This is a genomic window from Streptomyces actuosus, assembly GCF_016921115.1.
Lineage (GTDB): Bacteria > Actinomycetota > Actinomycetes > Streptomycetales > Streptomycetaceae > Streptomyces > Streptomyces actuosus_A.
In genome coordinates, this window is the sequence record NZ_JAFFZS010000005.1 from 25607 (window position 1) to 44626 (window position 19020).

At 69.0% G+C, this 19020-nt stretch carries 13 protein-coding genes and 1 tRNA gene; 11 read left to right on the top strand and 3 right to left on the bottom strand.

Going from position 1 to position 19020, the window contains the following annotated elements; all coding sequences use genetic code 11:
- The first annotated feature begins 38 nt into the window (after positions 1–38).
- Positions 39–767 (top strand): DsbA family protein, encoded by a 729-nt coding sequence (locus JS756_RS08585; RefSeq protein ID WP_205382412.1) that lies wholly within the window; start codon positions 39–41, stop codon positions 765–767.
- Between the two features lie 18 nt (positions 768–785).
- Here the strand turns inward: JS756_RS08585 and JS756_RS08590 are convergent, their stop codons facing one another.
- Both JS756_RS08590 and JS756_RS08595 read right to left on the bottom strand, forming a co-directional pair.
- Positions 786–1820, bottom strand: a complete 1035-nt coding sequence (locus tag JS756_RS08590; protein ID WP_205382413.1) for an adenosine deaminase — start codon at positions 1818–1820, stop codon at positions 786–788.
- A gap of 134 nt (positions 1821–1954) precedes the next feature.
- A complete protein-coding gene (locus JS756_RS08595; protein WP_205382414.1) occupies positions 1955–3181 on the bottom strand; it encodes a pyridoxal phosphate-dependent aminotransferase in 1227 nt (408 codons plus the stop codon).
- 283 nt (positions 3182–3464) lie between these two features.
- Here JS756_RS08595 and JS756_RS08600 point away from each other — a divergent pair.
- The 10 genes from JS756_RS08600 to JS756_RS08645 all read left to right on the top strand — a co-directional run bounded on the left by JS756_RS08600 (position 3465) and on the right by JS756_RS08645 (position 17459).
- A tRNA-Trp gene (locus tag JS756_RS08600) sits at positions 3465–3537 on the top strand.
- A gap of 108 nt (positions 3538–3645) precedes the next feature.
- Entirely contained in the window at positions 3646–3933 is a 288-nt protein-coding gene (secE, locus tag JS756_RS08605) for a preprotein translocase subunit SecE (RefSeq protein ID WP_205382415.1), read from the top strand.
- 80 nt (positions 3934–4013) lie between these two features.
- Entirely contained in the window at positions 4014–4880 is an 867-nt protein-coding gene (gene nusG / locus JS756_RS08610; protein ID WP_205382416.1) for a transcription termination/antitermination protein NusG, read from the top strand.
- 493 nt (positions 4881–5373) lie between these two features.
- On the top strand, positions 5374–5808 hold the full coding sequence (gene rplK / locus JS756_RS08615; protein WP_205382417.1) for a 50S ribosomal protein L11: 435 nt from the start codon (positions 5374–5376) through the stop codon (positions 5806–5808).
- An 83-nt stretch (positions 5809–5891) separates the two neighbouring features.
- Positions 5892–6617, top strand: coding sequence for a 50S ribosomal protein L1 (rplA, locus tag JS756_RS08620; protein WP_205382418.1), 726 nt, complete (start codon positions 5892–5894; stop codon positions 6615–6617).
- Between the two features lie 624 nt (positions 6618–7241).
- Positions 7242–8066: an SCO4651 family lipoprotein gene (locus JS756_RS08625; RefSeq protein WP_205382419.1), complete on the top strand. Its 825-nt coding sequence runs from the start codon at positions 7242–7244 to the stop codon at positions 8064–8066.
- Positions 8067–8378: 312 nt separating this feature from the next.
- On the top strand, positions 8379–8909 hold the full coding sequence (gene rplJ / locus JS756_RS08630; RefSeq protein ID WP_110629788.1) for a 50S ribosomal protein L10: 531 nt from the start codon (positions 8379–8381) through the stop codon (positions 8907–8909).
- Positions 8910–9023: 114 nt separating this feature from the next.
- Positions 9024–9410: a 50S ribosomal protein L7/L12 gene (gene rplL / locus JS756_RS08635; RefSeq protein WP_205382420.1), complete on the top strand. Its 387-nt coding sequence runs from the start codon at positions 9024–9026 to the stop codon at positions 9408–9410.
- A 548-nt stretch (positions 9411–9958) separates the two neighbouring features.
- Positions 9959–13441 (top strand): DNA-directed RNA polymerase subunit beta, encoded by a 3483-nt coding sequence (gene rpoB, locus JS756_RS08640; RefSeq protein WP_205382421.1) that lies wholly within the window; start codon positions 9959–9961, stop codon positions 13439–13441.
- Positions 13442–13544: 103 nt separating this feature from the next.
- Positions 13545–17459 (top strand): DNA-directed RNA polymerase subunit beta', encoded by a 3915-nt coding sequence (locus JS756_RS08645; RefSeq protein ID WP_205382422.1) that lies wholly within the window; start codon positions 13545–13547, stop codon positions 17457–17459.
- Positions 17460–17533: 74 nt separating this feature from the next.
- Here JS756_RS08645 and JS756_RS08650 read toward each other — a convergent pair whose 3' ends face one another.
- On the bottom strand, positions 17534–18988 hold the full coding sequence (locus JS756_RS08650; protein ID WP_205382423.1) for a M48 family metalloprotease: 1455 nt from the start codon (positions 18986–18988) through the stop codon (positions 17534–17536).
- Positions 18989–19020: the final 32 nt, after the last annotated feature.

The following is a 19020-nucleotide window of genomic DNA, read 5'->3' on the forward strand; positions in this document are numbered from 1 at the left end:
GCCAGCCGGGCGGGACCGACGGGAGAAGAGGGGAAGCCATGCGAGGGGGACCGGGCCGCCGTACGGCCGCGGTGGCGGCGACAGCCGCCGTACTGGTGGGGATGCTCGCCACGGGATGCGGCGGGCGCGCCTCGGGGAAGGACCACGGGGCCGCGAGCGCCACGGCTCAGGCCTACACGGACGTCCACGAGATCCCGGAGTCGATCGCGCCCGACGGCACCACCGTCCGGATCGGCTCCCCGCAGGCGAAGGTCGTCGTGCACGTGTACGAGGACCTTCGCTGCCCGGTCTGCAAGGAGTTCGAGACCCAGGGCGGCGGCGAGGGGCTGCGCGACCTGGTGCTGTCCGGCGGGGTCCGCGTCGAGTACACGCTCGCCTCGTTCCTCGACGAGCGGCTCGCCGGTGAAGGCTCGCAGAAGGCGGCCAACGCGCTGCGGGCGGCCCTGGACGCCGGAAGGTTCGTCGAGTACCACGAGATGCTCTTCGCCCATCAGCCCGAGGAGTCCGTCGACGGCTACACCGACGCGTTCCTGTTGAAGACGGCCTCCGAGATCGAGGGCCTGCGCAGCACGCGGTTCGACGCGGCCGTCCACGGCATGAAGTACCGCGACTTCGTGGCCGCGTCCGAGAAGGCCTTCGAGGCCTCGGGAGTGCCCGGCACCCCCGGTATGAAGGTCAACGGCAACTTCGTGGGTGACCAGCTCAAGGACCAGATCTTCGACCGGCAGACGCTTCCGCTCGTCATTGCCCTCGTGGGCCGGCAGTGAGCGCCGGCCGACACCGCCTCACCCGGCGGCCAGCCAGTCGTCCACGCCCGACAGCAGCTTGTCGCGCACGCCGTCCGGTGCCGCCGACGCCCGGATCGACTGGCGGGCCAGCTCGGCGAGCTCCTCGTCCGTGAAGCCGTGGTACCGGCGGGCGATCTCGTACTGAGCCGCCAGCCGGGAGCCGAACAGCAGCGGGTCGTCCGCGCCCAGCGCCATCGGCACACCCGCCTCGAACAGGGTGCGCAGCGGGACGTCCTCCGGCTTCTCGTACACCCCCAGGGCCACGTTGGAGGCCGGGCACACCTCGCACGTCACCCCGCGCTCGGCGAGGCGCCGCAGCAGGCGGGGCTCCTCCGCGGCCCGCACGCCGTGCCCGACGCGGTGGGCGTGCAGGTCGTCCAGGCAGTCCCGCACCGACGACGGCCCCGTCAGCTCGCCGCCGTGGGGCGCGGACAGCAGCCCGCCCTCCCGGGCGATGTGGAAGGCGCGGTCGAAGTCCCGGGCCATGCCCCGGCGCTCGTCGTTGGACAGCCCGAAGCCCACCACGCCCCGATCGGCGTACCGCACCGCGAGCCGGGCCAGGGTGCGTGCGTCCAGGGGGTGCTTCATGCGGTTCGCGGCGACCAGGACCCGCATGCCCAGCCCCGTGTCCCGGCTCGCCCTCTCCACGGCGTCGAGGATGATCTCCAACGTGGGGATCAGACCTCCCAGCCGGGGCGCGTACGACGTCGGGTCGACCTGGATCTCCAGCCAGCCCGAGCCGTCGGCCAGGTCCTCCTGTGCGGCCTCCCGGACCAGCCGCTGGAGGTCCTCGGGCTCACGCAGGCAGGAGCGCGCCGCGTCGTACAGCCGCTGGAAGCGGAACCAGCCCCGCTCGTCCGTCGCCCGCAGCCGCGGCGGCTCCCCGCCGGTCAGTGCTTCGGTCAGGGCCTCCGGCAGGCGCACGCCGTACTTGTCGGCCAGTTCCAGCACGGTTCCGGGCCGCATCGATCCGGTGAAGTGCAGGTGCAGGTGGGCCTTCGGCAGCCCAGAGAGATCACGTACACGCTCCATCCCAGGATCCTGCCGTACGTCCCGGCGGTCCGGGTAGCGCATTCCCCGAACGTGGCCTTGCTCGCACAAACGAAGGGGCCGGCGCCCCCCCGGGGAGGGGACACCGGCCCGTAGGGGTCCGGAGCCGGAGTACGTCAGTCCCTGGCCTCCGCCAGCAGCTTCTGGAGGCGGCTCACGCCCTCGACGAGGTCCTCGTCGCCGAGCGCGTACGACAACCGCAGGTAGCCCGGGGTGCCGAACGCCTCACCCGGGACGACGGCGACCTCCGCCTCCTCCAGGATGAGCGCGGCCAGCTCGACGGTGTCCTGCGGACGCTTGCCGCGGATCTCCTTGCCGAGCAGGCCCTTGACCGACGGGTAGGCGTAGAAGGCGCCCTCGGGCTCCGGGCAGAGCACGCCGTCGATCTCGTTCAGCATCCGCACGATGGTCCGCCGCCGCCGGTCGAAGGCCTCGCGCATCCGCTCCACGGCCGACAGGTCGCCGGAGACGGCGGCCAGGGCGGCGACCTGGGCGACGTTGGAGACGTTGGAGGTGGCGTGCGACTGGAGGTTGGTGGCGGCCTTGACGACGTCCTTCGGACCGATGACCCAGCCCACGCGCCAGCCCGTCATGGCGTACGTCTTGGCGACGCCGTTGACGACGATGCACTTGTCGGCCAGCTCGGGCACGACCACGGGCAGCGAGTGGAACTCGGCGTCGCCGTAGACGAGGTGCTCGTAGATCTCGTCGGTGAGGACCCACAGGCCCTTCTCCGCCGCCCAGCGGCCGATCTCCTCGATCTGCTCGCGGGTGTAGACGGCGCCGGTCGGGTTCGACGGCGACACGAAGAGAAGCACCTTGGTGTTCTCGGTGCGGGCGGCCTCCAGCTGCTCCACGCTCACCCGGTAGCCGGTCGTCTCGTCGGCGACGACCTCGACCGGGACACCGCCGGCCAGGCGGATCGACTCAGGGTACGTCGTCCAGTACGGGGCCGGGACGATGACCTCGTCGCCCGGGTCCAGGACGGCCGCGAAGGCCTCGTAGATGGCCTGCTTGCCGCCGTTGGTGACGAGGACCTGGGTGGTCTCGACCTCGTAGCCGGAGTCACGCAGCGTCTTCGCGGCGATCGCGGCCTTCAGCTCGGGCAGGCCGCCCGCCGGGGTGTAGCGGTGGTACTTCGGGTTCTTGCAGGCCTCGACGGCCGCATCGACGATGTAGCCGGGGGTCGGGAAGTCGGGCTCGCCCGCGCCGAAGCCGATCACCGGGCGCCCGGCGGCCTTCAGAGCCTTGGCCTTGGCGTCCACGGCGAGGGTGGCGGACTCGGAGATCGCGCCGATGCGGGCCGATACCCGGCGCTCGGTGGGAGGGGTTGCAGCGCTCATACCGCCCATGGTTTCAGACCGGAAACGAGCCCGGCACGCGGGTTTCACAGACTGAACAGCACAGGGGACGGGGGCGAACGCCAGTCCGGAACCCCGCGCCGGCCTGGGTGATCTTCCGGTCGTTTCCCGCCGATCTTGTGTCTCCGGGGCCCTCACGGGCCCTTTCTGTTCGACGGGGCGCTTCGGACCACGTACACTCTCACCTCGTTGGCCTTCAGCAGCCGCACCCCAGTCGGTGCACACCAAGCACCCGACCGGATGCGGTACGTTGGGGGACACACAAAGGGTCGTAGCTCAATTGGTAGAGCACCGGTCTCCAAAACCGGCGGTTGGGGGTTCAAGTCCCTCCGGCCCTGCTACACACACCTTCGCCAGGATGTGTGCGCATGTACGTACAGCAATGCACCGCCGTGCGGCTCAGACCGGGCGCGGCACGGCCACGACCCGGGATCAGGTGAGGACTAATGGCGGACGCCGTGGGCTCCATCGACACGCCTGACGCCCAGGATGAGGCGCCGGAGTCGAAGAAGAAGACCCGCAAGGGTGGCAAGCGCGCCAAGAAGGGCCCGCTGAAGCGCCTCGCGATCTTCTACCGACAGGTCGTCGCGGAACTCCGCAAGGTGGTCTGGCCGACGCGGAACCAGCTGACGTCGTACACGACAGTGGTGATCTTCTTCGTCGCCATCATGATCGCCCTGGTGACCGTGATCGATTATGGGCTCAGCCACGCAGCCAAGTACGTCTTCGGCTGAGGCGAGAGCGAAGGGCGCCGAGGTATCCGGCGCCCGTTTCGCATGTTCCACCCCTCTGTATCCAGGAAGAAGCAGCCACCGTGTCTGACCAGAACCTGAACGACGCCGTCGAGCCTCGCGCGGAGGACGTCGAGTCCGTCGACGACGAGCTCGACATCGTCGAGGGCGCGGACGAGGACCTGGACGAGGTCGAGGCTGCCGACGCCGAGGTGGGCGAGCCCGCCGAGGAGGCCGCGCTGCACACCGAGGAGACGGTCGAGGGCGCCGAGGGTGCCGAAGACGCCGTCGAGGCGCTCGACGAGGTCGAGGAGGCGGAGGAGGCCGAGCCGGTCGACCCCGTCCAGGCGCTGCGCGAGGAACTGCGCACCCTGCCCGGCGAGTGGTACGTCATCCACACGTACGCCGGCTACGAGAACCGCGTGAAGACCAACCTGGAGCAGCGCGCCGTCTCGCTGAACGTCGAGGACTACATCTTCCAGGCCGAGGTGCCGCAGGAAGAGGTCGTCCAGATCAAGAACGGCGACCGCAAGACGATCAAGCAGAACAAGCTGCCGGGTTACGTCCTGGTCCGCATGGACCTGACGAACGAGTCCTGGGGCGTCGTCCGCAACACCCCGGGTGTCACCGGCTTCGTGGGCAACGCCTACGACCCGTACCCGCTGACGCTGGACGAGATCGTCAAGATGCTCGCCCCGGAGGCCGAGGAGAAGGCCGCCCGCGAGGCCGCCGAGGCCGAAGGCAAGCCGGCGCCGCAGCGCAAGGTCGAGGTCCAGGTGCTGGACTTCGAGGTGGGCGACTCGGTCACCGTCACCGACGGTCCCTTCGCCACGCTCCAGGCGACCATCAACGAGATCAACCCCGACTCCAAGAAGGTCAAGGGCCTGGTGGAGATCTTCGGGCGCGAGACGCCGGTCGAGCTGTCCTTCGACCAGATCCAGAAGAACTGACGACGCGATCATCCGGCAGAGCCCCTGCCCGGCGGTCTCCCCGCCGGGCAGGGGCTCCGCCGCGTTCCGGGCCGTCCTGTGGCGGCCTCGGGGCCGCCCGGGGGCGATGGTCGCCTTCCCGCGCCGCGGCCACCGGGTCCGCGGGCCCTCGGTGCGACCGTGCGCCCGTGCCGGACGCGGCCGTGCCGGCGAGCGGGGCCCGGAGTGCAGCCGTGGGGCGACTCCCGGCGCGACCGGGCCCGGGAGCCGCTGTCCCGAGCACCGCACGACGGGCCCGGGAGCCGCTGTCCCGAGCACCGTACGACCGGGCCGCGGGTGACCGCGTCCGGGCCGGTGGGCCGCGCCTTCGGTCACCCCCGCCGCTACCTCTGACCTGGGCGATTTCGTGCCGAGGGGCGGTGGCGGCTATCGTGGTGCGGTATGCCATCTGCAGGATCATGCATCCGAATGGTGCAGATGGTAATCAACCTCTCAGTAAGGACCCGGAGAGAGCATGCCTCCCAAGAAGAAGAAGGTCACGGGGCTCATCAAGCTCCAGATCCAGGCCGGCGCAGCCAACCCGGCTCCGCCGGTCGGCCCGGCGCTGGGTCAGCACGGCGTCAACATCATGGAGTTCTGCAAGGCCTACAACGCCGCGACCGAGTCGCAGCGCGGTTGGGTCGTGCCGGTGGAGATCACGGTCTACGAGGACCGCTCCTTCACCTTCATCACCAAGACGCCGCCGGCCGCGAAGATGATCCTCAAGGCTGCGGGTGTGGACAAGGGCTCCGGCGAGCCGCACAAGACCAAGGTCGCCAAGATCACCGAGGCGCAGGTCCGCGAGATCGCCCAGACCAAGATGCCCGACCTCAACGCCAACGACCTGGACGCTGCCGCGAAGATCATCGCCGGCACCGCCCGGTCCATGGGCGTCACCGTCGAGGGCTGACCCCCCACCACCCCCAGCAGAAGCACGTGGCGGGGCCTGCTCGGCCCGGACCACGACTCCTAGCGACAACACAGGAGACAGAAGTGAGCAAGCGCAGCAAGGCTCTCAAGGCTGCGGACGCCAAGGTCGACCGGGACAAGCTCTACGCCCCGCTCGAGGCCGTCCGTCTCGCCAAGGAGACCTCCACGACCAAGTTCGACGCCACCGTCGAGGTCGCCTTCCGTCTGGGCGTCGACCCGCGCAAGGCCGACCAGATGGTCCGTGGCACCGTGAACCTTCCGCACGGCACCGGTAAGACCGCCCGGGTCCTGGTCTTCGCGACCGGCGACCGTGCCGAGGCCGCGCGTGCCGCGGGCGCCGACATCGTCGGTGCCGACGAACTGATCGACGAGGTCTCGAAGGGTCGCCTGGACTTCGACGCCGTCGTCGCCACCCCGGACCTCATGGGCAAGGTCGGCCGCCTCGGCCGCGTGCTCGGTCCGCGTGGTCTGATGCCGAACCCGAAGACCGGCACCGTCACCCCCGACGTGACCAAGGCCGTCACCGAGATCAAGGGCGGCAAGATCGAGTTCCGCGTCGACAAGCACTCGAACCTGCACTTCATCATCGGCAAGTCGTCCTTCGACGACTCGAAGCTGGTGGAGAACTACGGCGCCGCGCTGGAGGAGATCCTCCGTCTGAAGCCGTCCGCCGCCAAGGGTCGCTACATCAAGAAGGCCGCCATCACCACCACGATGGGCCCCGGCATCCCGGTCGACCCGAACCGCACCCGCAACCTCCTCACCGAGGAGGACCCGGCCGCGGTCTGAGCCTGACGGCTCACCGAAGTCGGACACGGGCCCCGCACCCTCCGGGTGCGGGGCCCGTTCCCGTTCCGCGGGTCCCCACCACCGGGCCGGCCCGAAGAGCAGGAGGGATCGCGCTGATCTCGGGCGCCACGGGGTCGGGGAGCACGGGGACCGCGGGGAGCGATGCGCCCCCGTCGTCGGACGCGGCGGCCGTCGCGGCGGCCTCCCGACGCCCCCCGCCCGCCCAGCCCCTCCCCCCTGTTCTGGCCGCGAGCGTCGCTGTGACGGCGTGCAGGGCCCCGAGCGGCGCCGAGAACCACGTTCCCCCGGCTCCGGAAGCCCACAGACCCCACAGGCCCCACAGAGGTCCGTAGAAGTCCGCAGGGCGTCCACAGGGCGCCGGGAGCTGCCCACGCGCGCGGCGCACTCCGGCCTCCACGGCCAACCCCCACGGCGGGCCTCCACGGTGTCCGGGCCTCCGTGACGACCTCGTGGGCAGGCGGCACTCCGGGCTGCGCGGGGTGGTGGGCGGGCGGAGGCCGCCGGAATCGAGGCGACCCGTCGGTAACGAGGGGATATGGTCATGACACCGCTGCCGTGCACCGAGTCGCCGTGCACCGACCATGTCGTTCCTGGGGGGAACCGATGAAGCCTGCCACACCTGCCGTCGTCGTCGCCGCGCTGCTCCTCGCCGGAGCGGTCGGCTGCTCCAAGGGGGACGCGTCGCCGGAGATGGAGCCCGCCGCGGCGGTCGCCAGGGCCGCGAAGAGCTCCGACGACATCACGTCCTTCCGGTACCGGCTCACCGGCACCGTGCCGGAGACGGGCCGCATCCACGCCGATGCGGCGATGAACGTCGAGCCGCTCGCGATGAGCATGAAGATGACCGCCGAGGATCAGGCCGCCGACGGCCAGGTGGAGCTGCGGCTCGTCGACGGCGCCATGTACATCGACGGGGGCGCCGAGGCCGCCAAGGAGATGGACGGCAAGAGCTGGATCAAGTTGGACCTGTCCGCGACGGGCGCGGACAAGGAGCTCAACGGCCAGCAGCTCGGAGGCGGCCAGGCCGACCAGAACCCGGCTGCCGCGTCCACCTTCCTCACCGGCTCGAAGGACGTGAAGAAGGTCGGCACCGAGACGGTCGAGGGTGTGCGGACGACCCACTACAAGGGCACCGTCACCCTCGACGCCCTGGAGAAGTCCTTCGAGAAGGCCGACAAGGCCACCCGCGAGAAGCGGAAGAAGAGCGTCGAGCAGTACGAGAAGATGGGCGTCGACCGGCTCACCATGGACCTGTGGGTCGACGGCGACGAACACACCAAGCGGTTCCGCATGCGCGGCGACGCCGACAAGGGCCCGCTCGACATGACGATCACCTTCTTCGACGTCAACAAGCCGGTGACCGTCGCGGCCCCGCCCGCCGGGGACGTCGCCGACCTCGCCGCGATGATGAAGGGCGACGACGCCTGAGAGCCGGCGAGCCACGGGAGCGGGCGCCGCATGAGCGGATTTGCTTGACGGCGGCCCGTTCCCTTACTCTCCTCAGGAAGCCAAAGACCGCTGGTCGTTGCCGTGCCCCTGCCGGGGTCGGTGGCCGAAGGATCCGCTGAAAATGCGGACGACCCGCGCAGGTGACAGTGGAAGAACTCCCGGTGCGCGCGTGCCATGTGTGTGCGATCCGGTCGAGTCCGCCCCGTGCGCCTGCGCCGGGGCGTTTCGTTTTACCCCAGTCCTCCTTCGGGTCCGCGCGGTCCGAATCACCCGGAAGGAGGCCGAGGCTCTATGGCGAGGCCCGACAAGGCTGCTGCGGTTGCCGAGCTGACGGACAAGTTCCGCAACTCGTCGGCTGCCGTGCTGACCGAGTACCGGGGTCTCACCGTGGCGCAGACCAGGAAGCTGCGTCTTGCACTCGGTGAGAACGCCCAGTACGCCGTGGTGAAGAACACGCTGACCAAGATTGCGGCCAACGAGGCCGGGATCACGACGCTGGACGACCTGTTCAACGGTCCGACGGCTGTCGCCTTCGTCACCGGTGACCCGGTGGAGTCGGCGAAGGGTCTCCGTGACTTCGCCAAGGAAAACCCGAATCTCGTCATCAAGGGCGGTGTCCTTGACGGCAAGGCGCTGTCCGCCGACGAGATCAAGAAGCTTGCGGACCTCGAGTCCCGCGAGGTTCTGCTCAGCAAGCTGGCCGGTGCCTTCAAGGCGAAGCAGTCCCAGGCTGCCTCCGTCTTCCAGGCGCTGCCGTCGAAGCTCGTCCGTACCGTGGACGCGCTGCGCGCCAAGCAGGCCGAGCAGGGCGGTGCCGAGTAACTCGGCTCGCACCCCGGCCCCCGCTCACCGAACGCGGAGGCCGACGCGGGCCGACGTACGCCCGCCTCATCCAGTACATCCGGCACCTGCCGATTTAGTGGAAGGACCGCCATCATGGCGAAGCTCAGCCAGGAAGACCTGCTCGCGCAGTTCGAGGAGATGACCCTCATCGAGCTCTCCGAGTTCGTGAAGGCCTTCGAGGAGAAGTTCGACGTCACCGCCGCTGCCGCTGCCCCGGTCGTCGTCGCCGGTGCCGCCGGTGGCGCCGAGGCCGCCGCTGTCGAGGAGCAGGACGAGTTCGACGTCGTCCTCACCGGCGCCGGTGAGAAGAAGATCCAGGTCATCAAGGTCGTGCGTGAGCTGACCTCCCTCGGCCTGAAGGAGGCCAAGGACCTGGTCGACGGCACCCCGAAGGCCGTCCTGGAGAAGGTCAACAAGGAGGCCGCGGACAAGGCCAAGGAGGCCCTCGAGGGCGCCGGCGCCTCGGTCGAGGTCAAGTAGGACCTTCGCGACCTCCGCGACAGCGAGACCGGCCCCGCAGGGGCTGTAACGCGAACGCACCGAAGGGCGATCATCCATCTGGGTGGTCGCCTTTCGGCGTTCCCCGGGGTCCGGCGCGGGCCGCCTTGCACCTCGGTGCGCGAGGGGTAAGGTGATCTTCGTCGTGTCTCAGGAAGCCCCGGTTCGGGCAAGGGGGCCTTGACGAACCGCACGCAGCGCGCAATTCTCAGGACGCGTCGTCACAAGGATCCGAATCCGAGGCATGGATCGACGGCGAAGAGGGCAGTATCAACGTGCGTTGAGGGCAGGCATGCCGCAGGCGTTGAGAACAATGGGAGTCTCAGTAAATCGGGACTGGACATCAGTGTGCCATGTGGCTACACTGACCCTTTGCGCTGCCTGTTAGCTGTCCCCTGCCCGTCACCAGGGGTCTGCCCTCACTCGAGCACTGACCGACAGATGGTCTCCGACCTGGGACTTCTGTCTCTGTGTACGGGTGAGGGGCCGGTACGCGCGTAGTGAGTCCGAGCCCTCGGAAGGACCCCCTCTTGGCCGCCTCGCGCACTGCCTCGATCGCGAATACGAACAACGGCGCCAGCACCGCCCCGCTGCGCATCTCCTTTGCAAAGATCAAGGAGCCTCTCGAGGTTCCGAACCTGCTCGCGCTGCAGACCGAGAGCTTTGACTGGCTGCTCGGCAACACCGCCTGGCAGAGTCGGGTCGAGGAGGCTCTCGAGAACGGTCAGGACGTCCCCACCAAGTCCGGCCTCGAGGAGATCTTCGAGGAGATCTCCCCGATCGAGGACTTCTCCGGGTCGATGTCGCTGACCTTCCGCGACCACCGCTTCGAGCCGCCGAAGAACTCGATCGACGAGTGCAAGGAGCGCGACTTCACGTACGCCGCGCCGCTCTTCGTCACGGCCGAGTTCACCAACAACGAGACCGGCGAGATCAAGTCCCAGACCGTCTTCATGGGCGACTTCCCGCTCATGACGAACAAGGGCACCTTCGTCATCAACGGCACCGAGCGTGTCGTGGTGTCGCAGCTGGTCCGTTCGCCGGGTGTCTACTTCGACTCCAGCATCGACAAGACGTCCGACAAGGACATCTTCTCCGCCAAGATCATCCCGTCCCGGGGTGCCTGGCTGGAGATGGAGATCGACAAGCGCGACATGGTCGGTGTCCGCATCGACCGCAAGCGCAAGCAGTCCGTGACCGTCCTGCTCAAGGCGCTCGGCTGGACGACCGAGCAGATCCTCGAGGAGTTCGGCGAGTACGAGTCCATGCGCGCCACCCTGGAGAAGGACCACACCCAGGGCCAGGACGACGCGCTGCTCGACATCTACCGCAAGCTGCGCCCGGGCGAGCCCCCGACGCGTGAGGCCGCGCAGACGCTGCTGGAGAACCTGTACTTCAACCCCAAGCGCTACGACCTCGCCAAGGTCGGCCGCTACAAGGTCAACAAGAAGCTGGGTACGGACACCGCGCTCGACGCCGGCGTCCTGACCGTCGAGGACATCCTCGCGACGATCAAGTACCTGGTGAAGCTGCACGCCGGTGAGACCGAGACCACCTCCGAGTCCGACCGGACGATCATCGTCGAGACCGACGACATCGACCACTTCGGCAACCGCCGCATCCGCAGCGTCGGCGAGCTCATCCAGAACCAGGTCCGCACCGGCCTGGCCCGGATGGAGCGCGTCGTGCGTGAGCGCATGACCACGCAGGACGTCGAGGCGATCACGCCGCAGACCCTGATCAACATCCGGCCGGTCGTCGCCTCCATCAAGGAGTTCTTCGGCACCAGCCAGCTGTCCCAGTTCATGGACCAGAACAACCCGCTGTCGGGGCTGACGCACAAGCGTCGTCTGAACGCCCTCGGCCCGGGTGGTCTCTCCCGTGAGCGGGCCGGCTTCGAGGTCCGCGACGTGCACCCGTCGCACTACGGCCGCATGTGCCCGATCGAGACGCCCGAAGGCCCGAACATCGGTCTGATCGGCTCGCTGGCCTCCTACGGCCGGGTCAACGCCTTCGGTTTCATCGAGACCCCGTACCGCAAGGTCGTCGAGGGCCAGGTCACCGACGAGGTCGACTACCTGACCGCCGACGAGGAGGACCGCTTCGTCATCGCGCAGGCCAACGCGCCGCTGACGGAGGAGATGCGCTTCGCCGAGAACCGCGTCCTGGTCCGCCGCCGCGGCGGCGAGGTCGACTACGTCCCCGGCACCGACGTGGACTACATGGACGTCTCGCCGCGCCAGATGGTGTCGGTCGCGACCGCCATGATCCCCTTCCTGGAGCACGACGACGCCAACCGTGCCCTCATGGGCGCGAACATGATGCGCCAGGCCGTTCCGCTGATCCAGGCGGAGTCCCCGCTCGTCGGCACCGGCATGGAGTACCGCTCCGCCGTCGACGCCGGCGACGTCGTCAAGGCCGAGAAGGCCGGTGTGGTCCAGGAGGTCTCCGCGGACTACATCACCACCGCCAACGACGACGGCACGTACATCACGTACCGGCTGGCCAAGTTCTCCCGCTCCAACCAGGGCACCTCGGTCAACCAGAAGGTCATCGTCAACGAGGGCGACCGCATCATCGAGGGCCAGGTCCTCGCCGACGGTCCCGCCACCGAGGACGGTGAGATGGCGCTCGGCAAGAACCTCCTCGTGGCGTTCATGCCGTGGGAGGGCTACAACTACGAGGACGCCATCATCCTCAGCCAGCGCCTGGTGCAGGACGACGTCCTCTCCTCGATCCACATCGAGGAGCACGAGGTCGACGCCCGTGACACCAAGCTCGGCCCCGAGGAGATCACCCGGGACATCCCGAACGTCTCCGAGGAGGTCCTCGCCGACCTCGACGAGCGCGGCATCATCCGCATCGGTGCCGAGGTCGTCGCCGGTGACATCCTCGTCGGCAAGGTGACCCCGAAGGGCGAGACCGAGCTGACGCCGGAGGAGCGCCTGCTGCGCGCGATCTTCGGTGAGAAGGCCCGTGAGGTCCGTGACACCTCGCTGAAGGTGCCGCACGGCGAGACCGGCAAGGTCATCGGCGTGCGCGTCTTCGACCGCGAGGAGGGCGACGAGCTGCCGCCCGGCGTGAACCAGCTGGTCCGCGTCTACGTCGCGCAGAAGCGCAAGATCACCGATGGTGACAAGCTCGCCGGCCGCCACGGCAACAAGGGCGTCATCTCCAAGATCCTGCCGATCGAGGACATGCCGTTCCTGGAGGACGGCACCCCGGTCGACATCATCCTCAACCCGCTCGGTGTCCCGTCCCGGATGAACCCGGGACAGGTCATGGAGATCCACCTCGGCTGGCTCGCCTCCCAGGGCTGGAAGGTCGAGGGCAGCGAGGAGTGGATGGAGCGTCTGAAGGCCATCGGCGCCGACGACGTCCCCGCCCGGACCAACGTCGCCACGCCGGTCTTCGACGGCGCGCGCGAGGACGAGCTGGCCGGCCTGTTCGACTACGCCCTGCCCAACCGCGACGGCGACCGCATGATGCTGCCGTCCGGCAAGGCGCGGCTGTTCGACGGCCGCTCCGGCGAGCCGTTCCCGGACCCGATCTCCGTCGGCTACATGTACATCCTCAAGCTGCACCACCTGGTCGACGACAAGCTGCACGCCCGCTCGACCGGTCCGTACTCGATGATCACCCAGCAGCCGCTGGGTGGTAAGGCGCAGTTCGGTGGCCAGCGCTTCGGCGAGATGGAGGTGTGGGCCCTCGAGGCCTACGGCGCCGCCTACGCGCTCCAGGAACTGCTGACCATCAAGTCCGACGACGTCACCGGCCGCGTGAAGGTCTACGAGGCCATCGTCAAGGGCGAGAACATCCCCGAGCCCGGCATCCCCGAGTCCTTCAAGGTGCTCATCAAGGAGATGCAGTCGCTCTGCCTGAACGTGGAGGTGCTGTCCAGCGACGGTATGTCCATCGAGATGCGCGACACCGACGAGGACGTCTTCCGCGCTGCGGAGGAGCTCGGTATCGACCTGTCCCGGCGCGAGCCGAGCAGCGTCGAAGAGGTCTGACGGGAGTCCGGTAGGGGCCTCGCCGCCGTGCGAGGCCCCCGCCGACCCCCAGGCCCCCGTTTCAGACCACAGACTTAACGACCCTGAGAGGGATTGACGCATAGTGCTCGACGTCAACTTCTTCGACGAGCTCCGGATCGGCCTGGCCACCGCTGACGACATTCGGCAGTGGAGCCACGGCGAGGTCAAGAAGCCCGAGACCATCAACTACCGCACCCTCAAGCCCGAGAAGGACGGCCTCTTCTGCGAGAAGATCTTCGGCCCGACCCGGGACTGGGAGTGCTACTGCGGCAAGTACAAGCGCGTCCGCTTCAAGGGCATCATCTGCGAGCGCTGCGGCGTCGAGGTCACGCGCGCCAAGGTGCGTCGTGAGCGGATGGGCCACATCGAGCTGGCCGCTCCCGTCACGCACATCTGGTACTTCAAGGGTGTCCCGTCCCGCCTGGGCTACCTGCTCGACCTCGCCCCGAAGGACCTGGAGAAGGTCATCTACTTCGCGGCGTACATGATCACGTACGTCGACGAGGAGCGCCGCACGCGCGACCTGCCCTCCCTGGAGGCACACGTCTCCGTCGAGCGGCAGCAGATCGAGAACCGCCGCGACTCCGACCTGGAGGCCCGCGCCAAGAAGCTCGAGACCGACCTGGCCGAGCTGGAGGCGGAGGGCGCCAAGGCGGACGTGCGCCGCAAGGTGCGCGAGGGCGCCGAGCGCGAGATGAAGCAGCTTCGCGACCGCGCGCAGCGCGAGATCGACCGCCTCGACGAGGTGTGGACCCGCTTCAAGAACCTCAAGGTCCAGGACCTCGAGGGCGACGAGCTGCTCTACCGCGAGCTGCGGGACCGCTTCGGCACCTACTTCGACGGCTCGATGGGTGCCGCGGCGCTGCAGAAGCGCCTGGAGTCCTTCGACCTCGACGAGGAGGCCGAGAGGCTCCGCGAGATCATCCGCACCGGCAAGGGCCAGAAGAAGACCCGCGCCCTGAAGCGGCTGAAGGTCGTCTCCGCGTTCCTGCAGACGTCCAACAGCCCCAAGGGCATGGTCCTGGACTGCGTCCCGGTCATCCCGCCGGACCTGCGTCCGATGGTGCAGCTGGACGGTGGCCGCTTCGCGACCTCCGACCTGAACGACCTGTACCGCCGTGTGATCAACCGCAACAACCGCCTGAAGCGGCTTCTCGACCTCGGCGCCCCCGAGATCATCGTGAACAACGAGAAGCGCATGCTCCAGGAGGCCGTCGACGCGCTCTTCGACAACGGCCGCCGCGGCCGCCCGGTCACGGGCCCCGGCAACCGTCCGCTGAAGTCGCTGTCCGACATGCTCAAGGGCAAGCAGGGCCGCTTCCGCCAGAACCTGCTCGGCAAGCGTGTGGACTACTCCGCGCGTTCCGTGATCGTCGTCGGTCCGCAGCTGAAGCTGCACCAGTGCGGTCTGCCGAAGTACATGGCGCTGGAGCTGTTCAAGCCGTTCGTGATGAAGCGTCTGGTCGACCTGAACCACGCGCAGAACATCAAGTCGGCCAAGCGCATGGTCGAGCGCGGCCGCACCGTGGTGTACGACGTCCTCGAAGAGGTCATCGCCGAGCACCCGGTGCTGCTGAACCGTGCTCCCACCCTGCACCGCCTCGGCATCCAGGCCTTCGAGCCGCAGCTGGTCGAGGGCAAGGCCATCCAGATCCACCCGCTCGTCTGCACCGCGTTCAACGCGGACTTCGACGGTGACCAGATGGCCGTGCACCTGCCGCTGTCCGCGGAGGCGCAGGCCGAGGCCCGCATCCTGATGCTGTCCTCGAACAACATCCTCAAGCCCGCCGACGGCCGTCCGGTCACCATGCCGACCCAGGACATGGTGCTGGGTCTGTTCTTCCTGACCACGGACAAGGAAGGCCGCGAGGGCAAGGGCGAGGGCCGCTCGTTCGCGTCCACCGCCGAGGCGATCATGGCCTTCGACGCCGGTGAGCTCTCGCTCCAGGCGCCGATCGACATCCGCTTCCCCGTCGGCACCATTCCGCCGCGCGGTTGGACGCCGCCGGCCGCGGAGGAGGGCGACGAGGCACTCGGCGAGCGGGCGTGGCAGCAGGGCGACTCGTTCCGTCTGCGGTCGACCCTGGGCCGCGCGCTCTTCAACGAGCTGCTGCCCGAGGACTACCCGTTCGTCGACTACGAGGTCGGCAAGAAGCAGCTCTCCCAGATCGTCAACGACCTGGCCGAGCGCTACCCGAAGGTCATCGTCGCGGCGACCCTGGACAACCTGAAGTCGGCCGGTTACTACTGGGCGACCCGTTCCGGTGTCACCGTCGCCATCTCCGACGTCGTCGTCCCCGACGCGAAGAAGACCATCGTCGCGGGCTACGAGGCGCAGGACGAGAAGGTCCAGAAGCAGTACGAGCGCGGTCTGATCACCAAGGACGAGCGCACGCAGGAGCTCATCGCGATCTGGACCAAGGCGACCAACGAGGTCGCCGAGGCGATGAACGAGAACTTCCCGAAGACCAACCCGATCTTCATGATGGTGAACTCGGGTGCACGAGGCAACATGATGCAGATGCGTCAGATCGCCGGTATGCGTGGTCTGGTGTCGAACGCGAAGAACGAGACGATCCCGCGTCCGATCAAGTCGTCCTTCCGTGAGGGCCTGTCCGTGCTGGAGTACTTCATCTCCACGCACGGTGCCCGTAAGGGTCTGGCGGACACCGCCCTGCGGACCGCCGACTCGGGTTACCTCACCCGTCGTCTGGTCGACGTCTCCCAGGACGTCATCGTCCGCGAGGAGGACTGCGGCACCGAGCGCGGCCTGCGGCTGCGGATCGCCGACCGCGGCGCCGACGGCGTGCTGCGCAAGGCGGAGGACGTCGAGACGTCCGTGTACGCGCGCTGCCTCGCCGAGGACATCGTGGTCGACGGCCAGGTCCTGGCCCCGGCCGGCACGGACCTGGGCGACGTGCTCATCGACGAGCTCGTGCTGCGCGGCATCGAGGAGGTCAAGACCCGCTCGGTCCTGACCTGCGAGTCCGCCGTCGGCACCTGCGCGATGTGCTACGGCCGTTCGCTGGCCACCGGCAAGCTGGTGGACATCGGCGAGGCGGTCGGCATCATCGCCGCGCAGTCCATCGGTGAGCCCGGTACCCAGCTGACGATGCGTACCTTCCACACCGGTGGTGTGGCCGGTGACGACATCACCCAGGGTCTGCCGCGTGTCGTCGAGCTCTTCGAGGCGCGTCAGCCCAAGGGTGTCGCCCCGATCTCCGAGGCCTCCGGCCGCGTGCGGATCGAGGAGACCGAGAAGACCAAGAAGATCGTCGTCACGCCGGACGACGGCAGCGACGAGACGGCCTTCCCGATCTCGAAGCGCGCCCGCCTCCTGGTCAGCGAGGGCGAGCACGTCCAGGTGGGCCAGAAGCTCACCGTGGGTACCGAGAACCCGCACGACGTGCTGCGCATCCTGGGTCAGCGTGCCGTCCAGGTCCACCTGGTCGGCGAGGTCCAGAAGGTGTACAACTCGCAGGGCGTGTCGATCCACGACAAGCACATCGAGATCATCATCCGGCAGATGCTCCGCCGAGTGACGATCATCGAGTCCGGCGACGCCGAGCTGCTGCCCGGCGAGCTGGTCGAGCGCTCGAAGTTCGAGACCGAGAACCGTCGTGTGGTCCAGGAGGGCGGTCACCCGGCCTCGGGTCGTCCGCAGCTGATGGGTATCACCAAGGCCTCGCTGGCGACGGAGTCCTGGCTGTCGGCCGCCTCCTTCCAGGAGACGACCCGAGTCCTGACGGATGCGGCGATCAACGCCAAGTCCGACAGCCTCATCGGCCTCAAGGAGAACGTCATCATCGGTAAGCTCATCCCGGCCGGTACGGGTCTGTCCCGCTACCGCAACATCCGGGTCGAGCCGACCGAGGAGGCCAAGGCCGCGATGTACTCGGCCGTCGGCTACGACGACATCGACTACTCGCCGTTCGGCACCGGCTCCGGCCAGGCCGTTCCGCTGGAGGACTACGACTACGGTCCGTACAACCAGTAAGCGAGCAGCATGAAGGGCGGTCATCCCCGATCCGGGGGTGGCCGCCCTTCGGCATGCCCGGGTGCGGCGCGGTGTCAGTGCCGCTGCGGCTGGAGGTAGGGCTGGAGGTGGTGCAGCCGGGTGTAGTAGTCCGGGTGGGAGGCCAGCAGCTTGCTCACCGGGCTCTCCGCGGGCGCGGAGCCGCCGTTGCGGGCGGCGAGGGCGGCGACGGCCTGCTCCTCCTCGTGGTGCATCTTCTCCAGCACGGAGGCCAGCATCGGGGCGAACCCGAGGGCCGCCGCGTGCTGGTCGGCCCGCAGCTCGGAGCGCCGGCCGACGGCGGCGAGGGCGTAGGGCACGCCCAGGACCAGCAGCGGCAGGCCGTACAGGGAGCTGACGGTCACCAGGGCGATCCCGCCCACGATCAGGCCGAAGAAGAGGACGCCGAAGCAGGAGAAGGCCTGCGACATCTGGAACATCACGGTGGTCATCACGCGCAGCACCCGCCAGGCGATCCGGCCCGGCAGCGCGTACCAGTAGCCGAGCAGGCCGGACCAGGCGTGGCCGCCGACGTGGTGCCCCAGCTCGTGGGCCATGACGGCGGCGAGTTCGCCGTTGGGCAGGTCGGTCATGGCGAAGCGGGTGACGCCGACGATGTGCCCGGCCGCCGCGACGGCGTTCAGATGGTCGCTGTCCTCCACCCACAGCTCGTAGATCCGGCCGTCCACACCGGCCCGCGTGGTCACCTCCTGCCAGACCGGTTCGAGTTTGGCTCGTTCCTGCGGCGTGGGGTAGCGCAGGCGGAGCAGATGGCGCGCGAGGGTGCGTTCCGTGGGGCGGTGGAAGACGAGCGCGCCGGTCGCGAGCCAGGCGAGTATCAGCACCGGCCCGAAGTCGCCGAAGAGCAGGGAGATCAGGGCGACGACGAAGAGGCTGCACAGGAAGTTCGGCAGGTGCAGCAGCAGGCTGCCCACGGTGGTGGCGTCGGTGCGCCGCTGGTGGGCGGAGATGTGGACGCGGCGCGGTCCGGTGCTGATGTGGTGGGGGTGGTCGGTGTCGTCCGCGGCGGCAGGTGCCTGCGGGGCGGCCGGGGCCGCCGGTGGGGGAGCCGCCGGCTGCGCGGGAGCCTGGGGGTACTGCGGGGGAACGGCGGCGGAGGTGGGCGCCTGGGGGTACGGATGGCCCGGGGCGCCGGGGTGGTGGGGTGCCGCGGGGTACCCGGGCGGCTGCGGCGGCTGCGGGGCCTGCGGGTACCCCGGGGCGGCCTGCTGGAACGGCGACGGCCCGGGGCCGGGCTGCTGCGGCTGGTGCTGAGGGGGCGGGTACCCGGCGCCGGGAGGCTGCGGGTACTGCGGTGCGACCGCAGGCTGTGGCTGCTGCGGGTACTGCGGTGCGACCGCAGGCTGTGGCTGCTGCGGGTACTGCGGCTGCTGTGGTGCTGCCGCCGGCTGCGGGTACTGCGGTTGCTGCGGGTAGGGAGGGGTCTGCCCGGGCGGGGGTGTCGCGGGTTGCCCGGGGTGTTCCGGCGGTGTGGGCGGCGGCTGGGTCATGGGGTTCCGGATTCCTTCTCTGTGCGGGGACG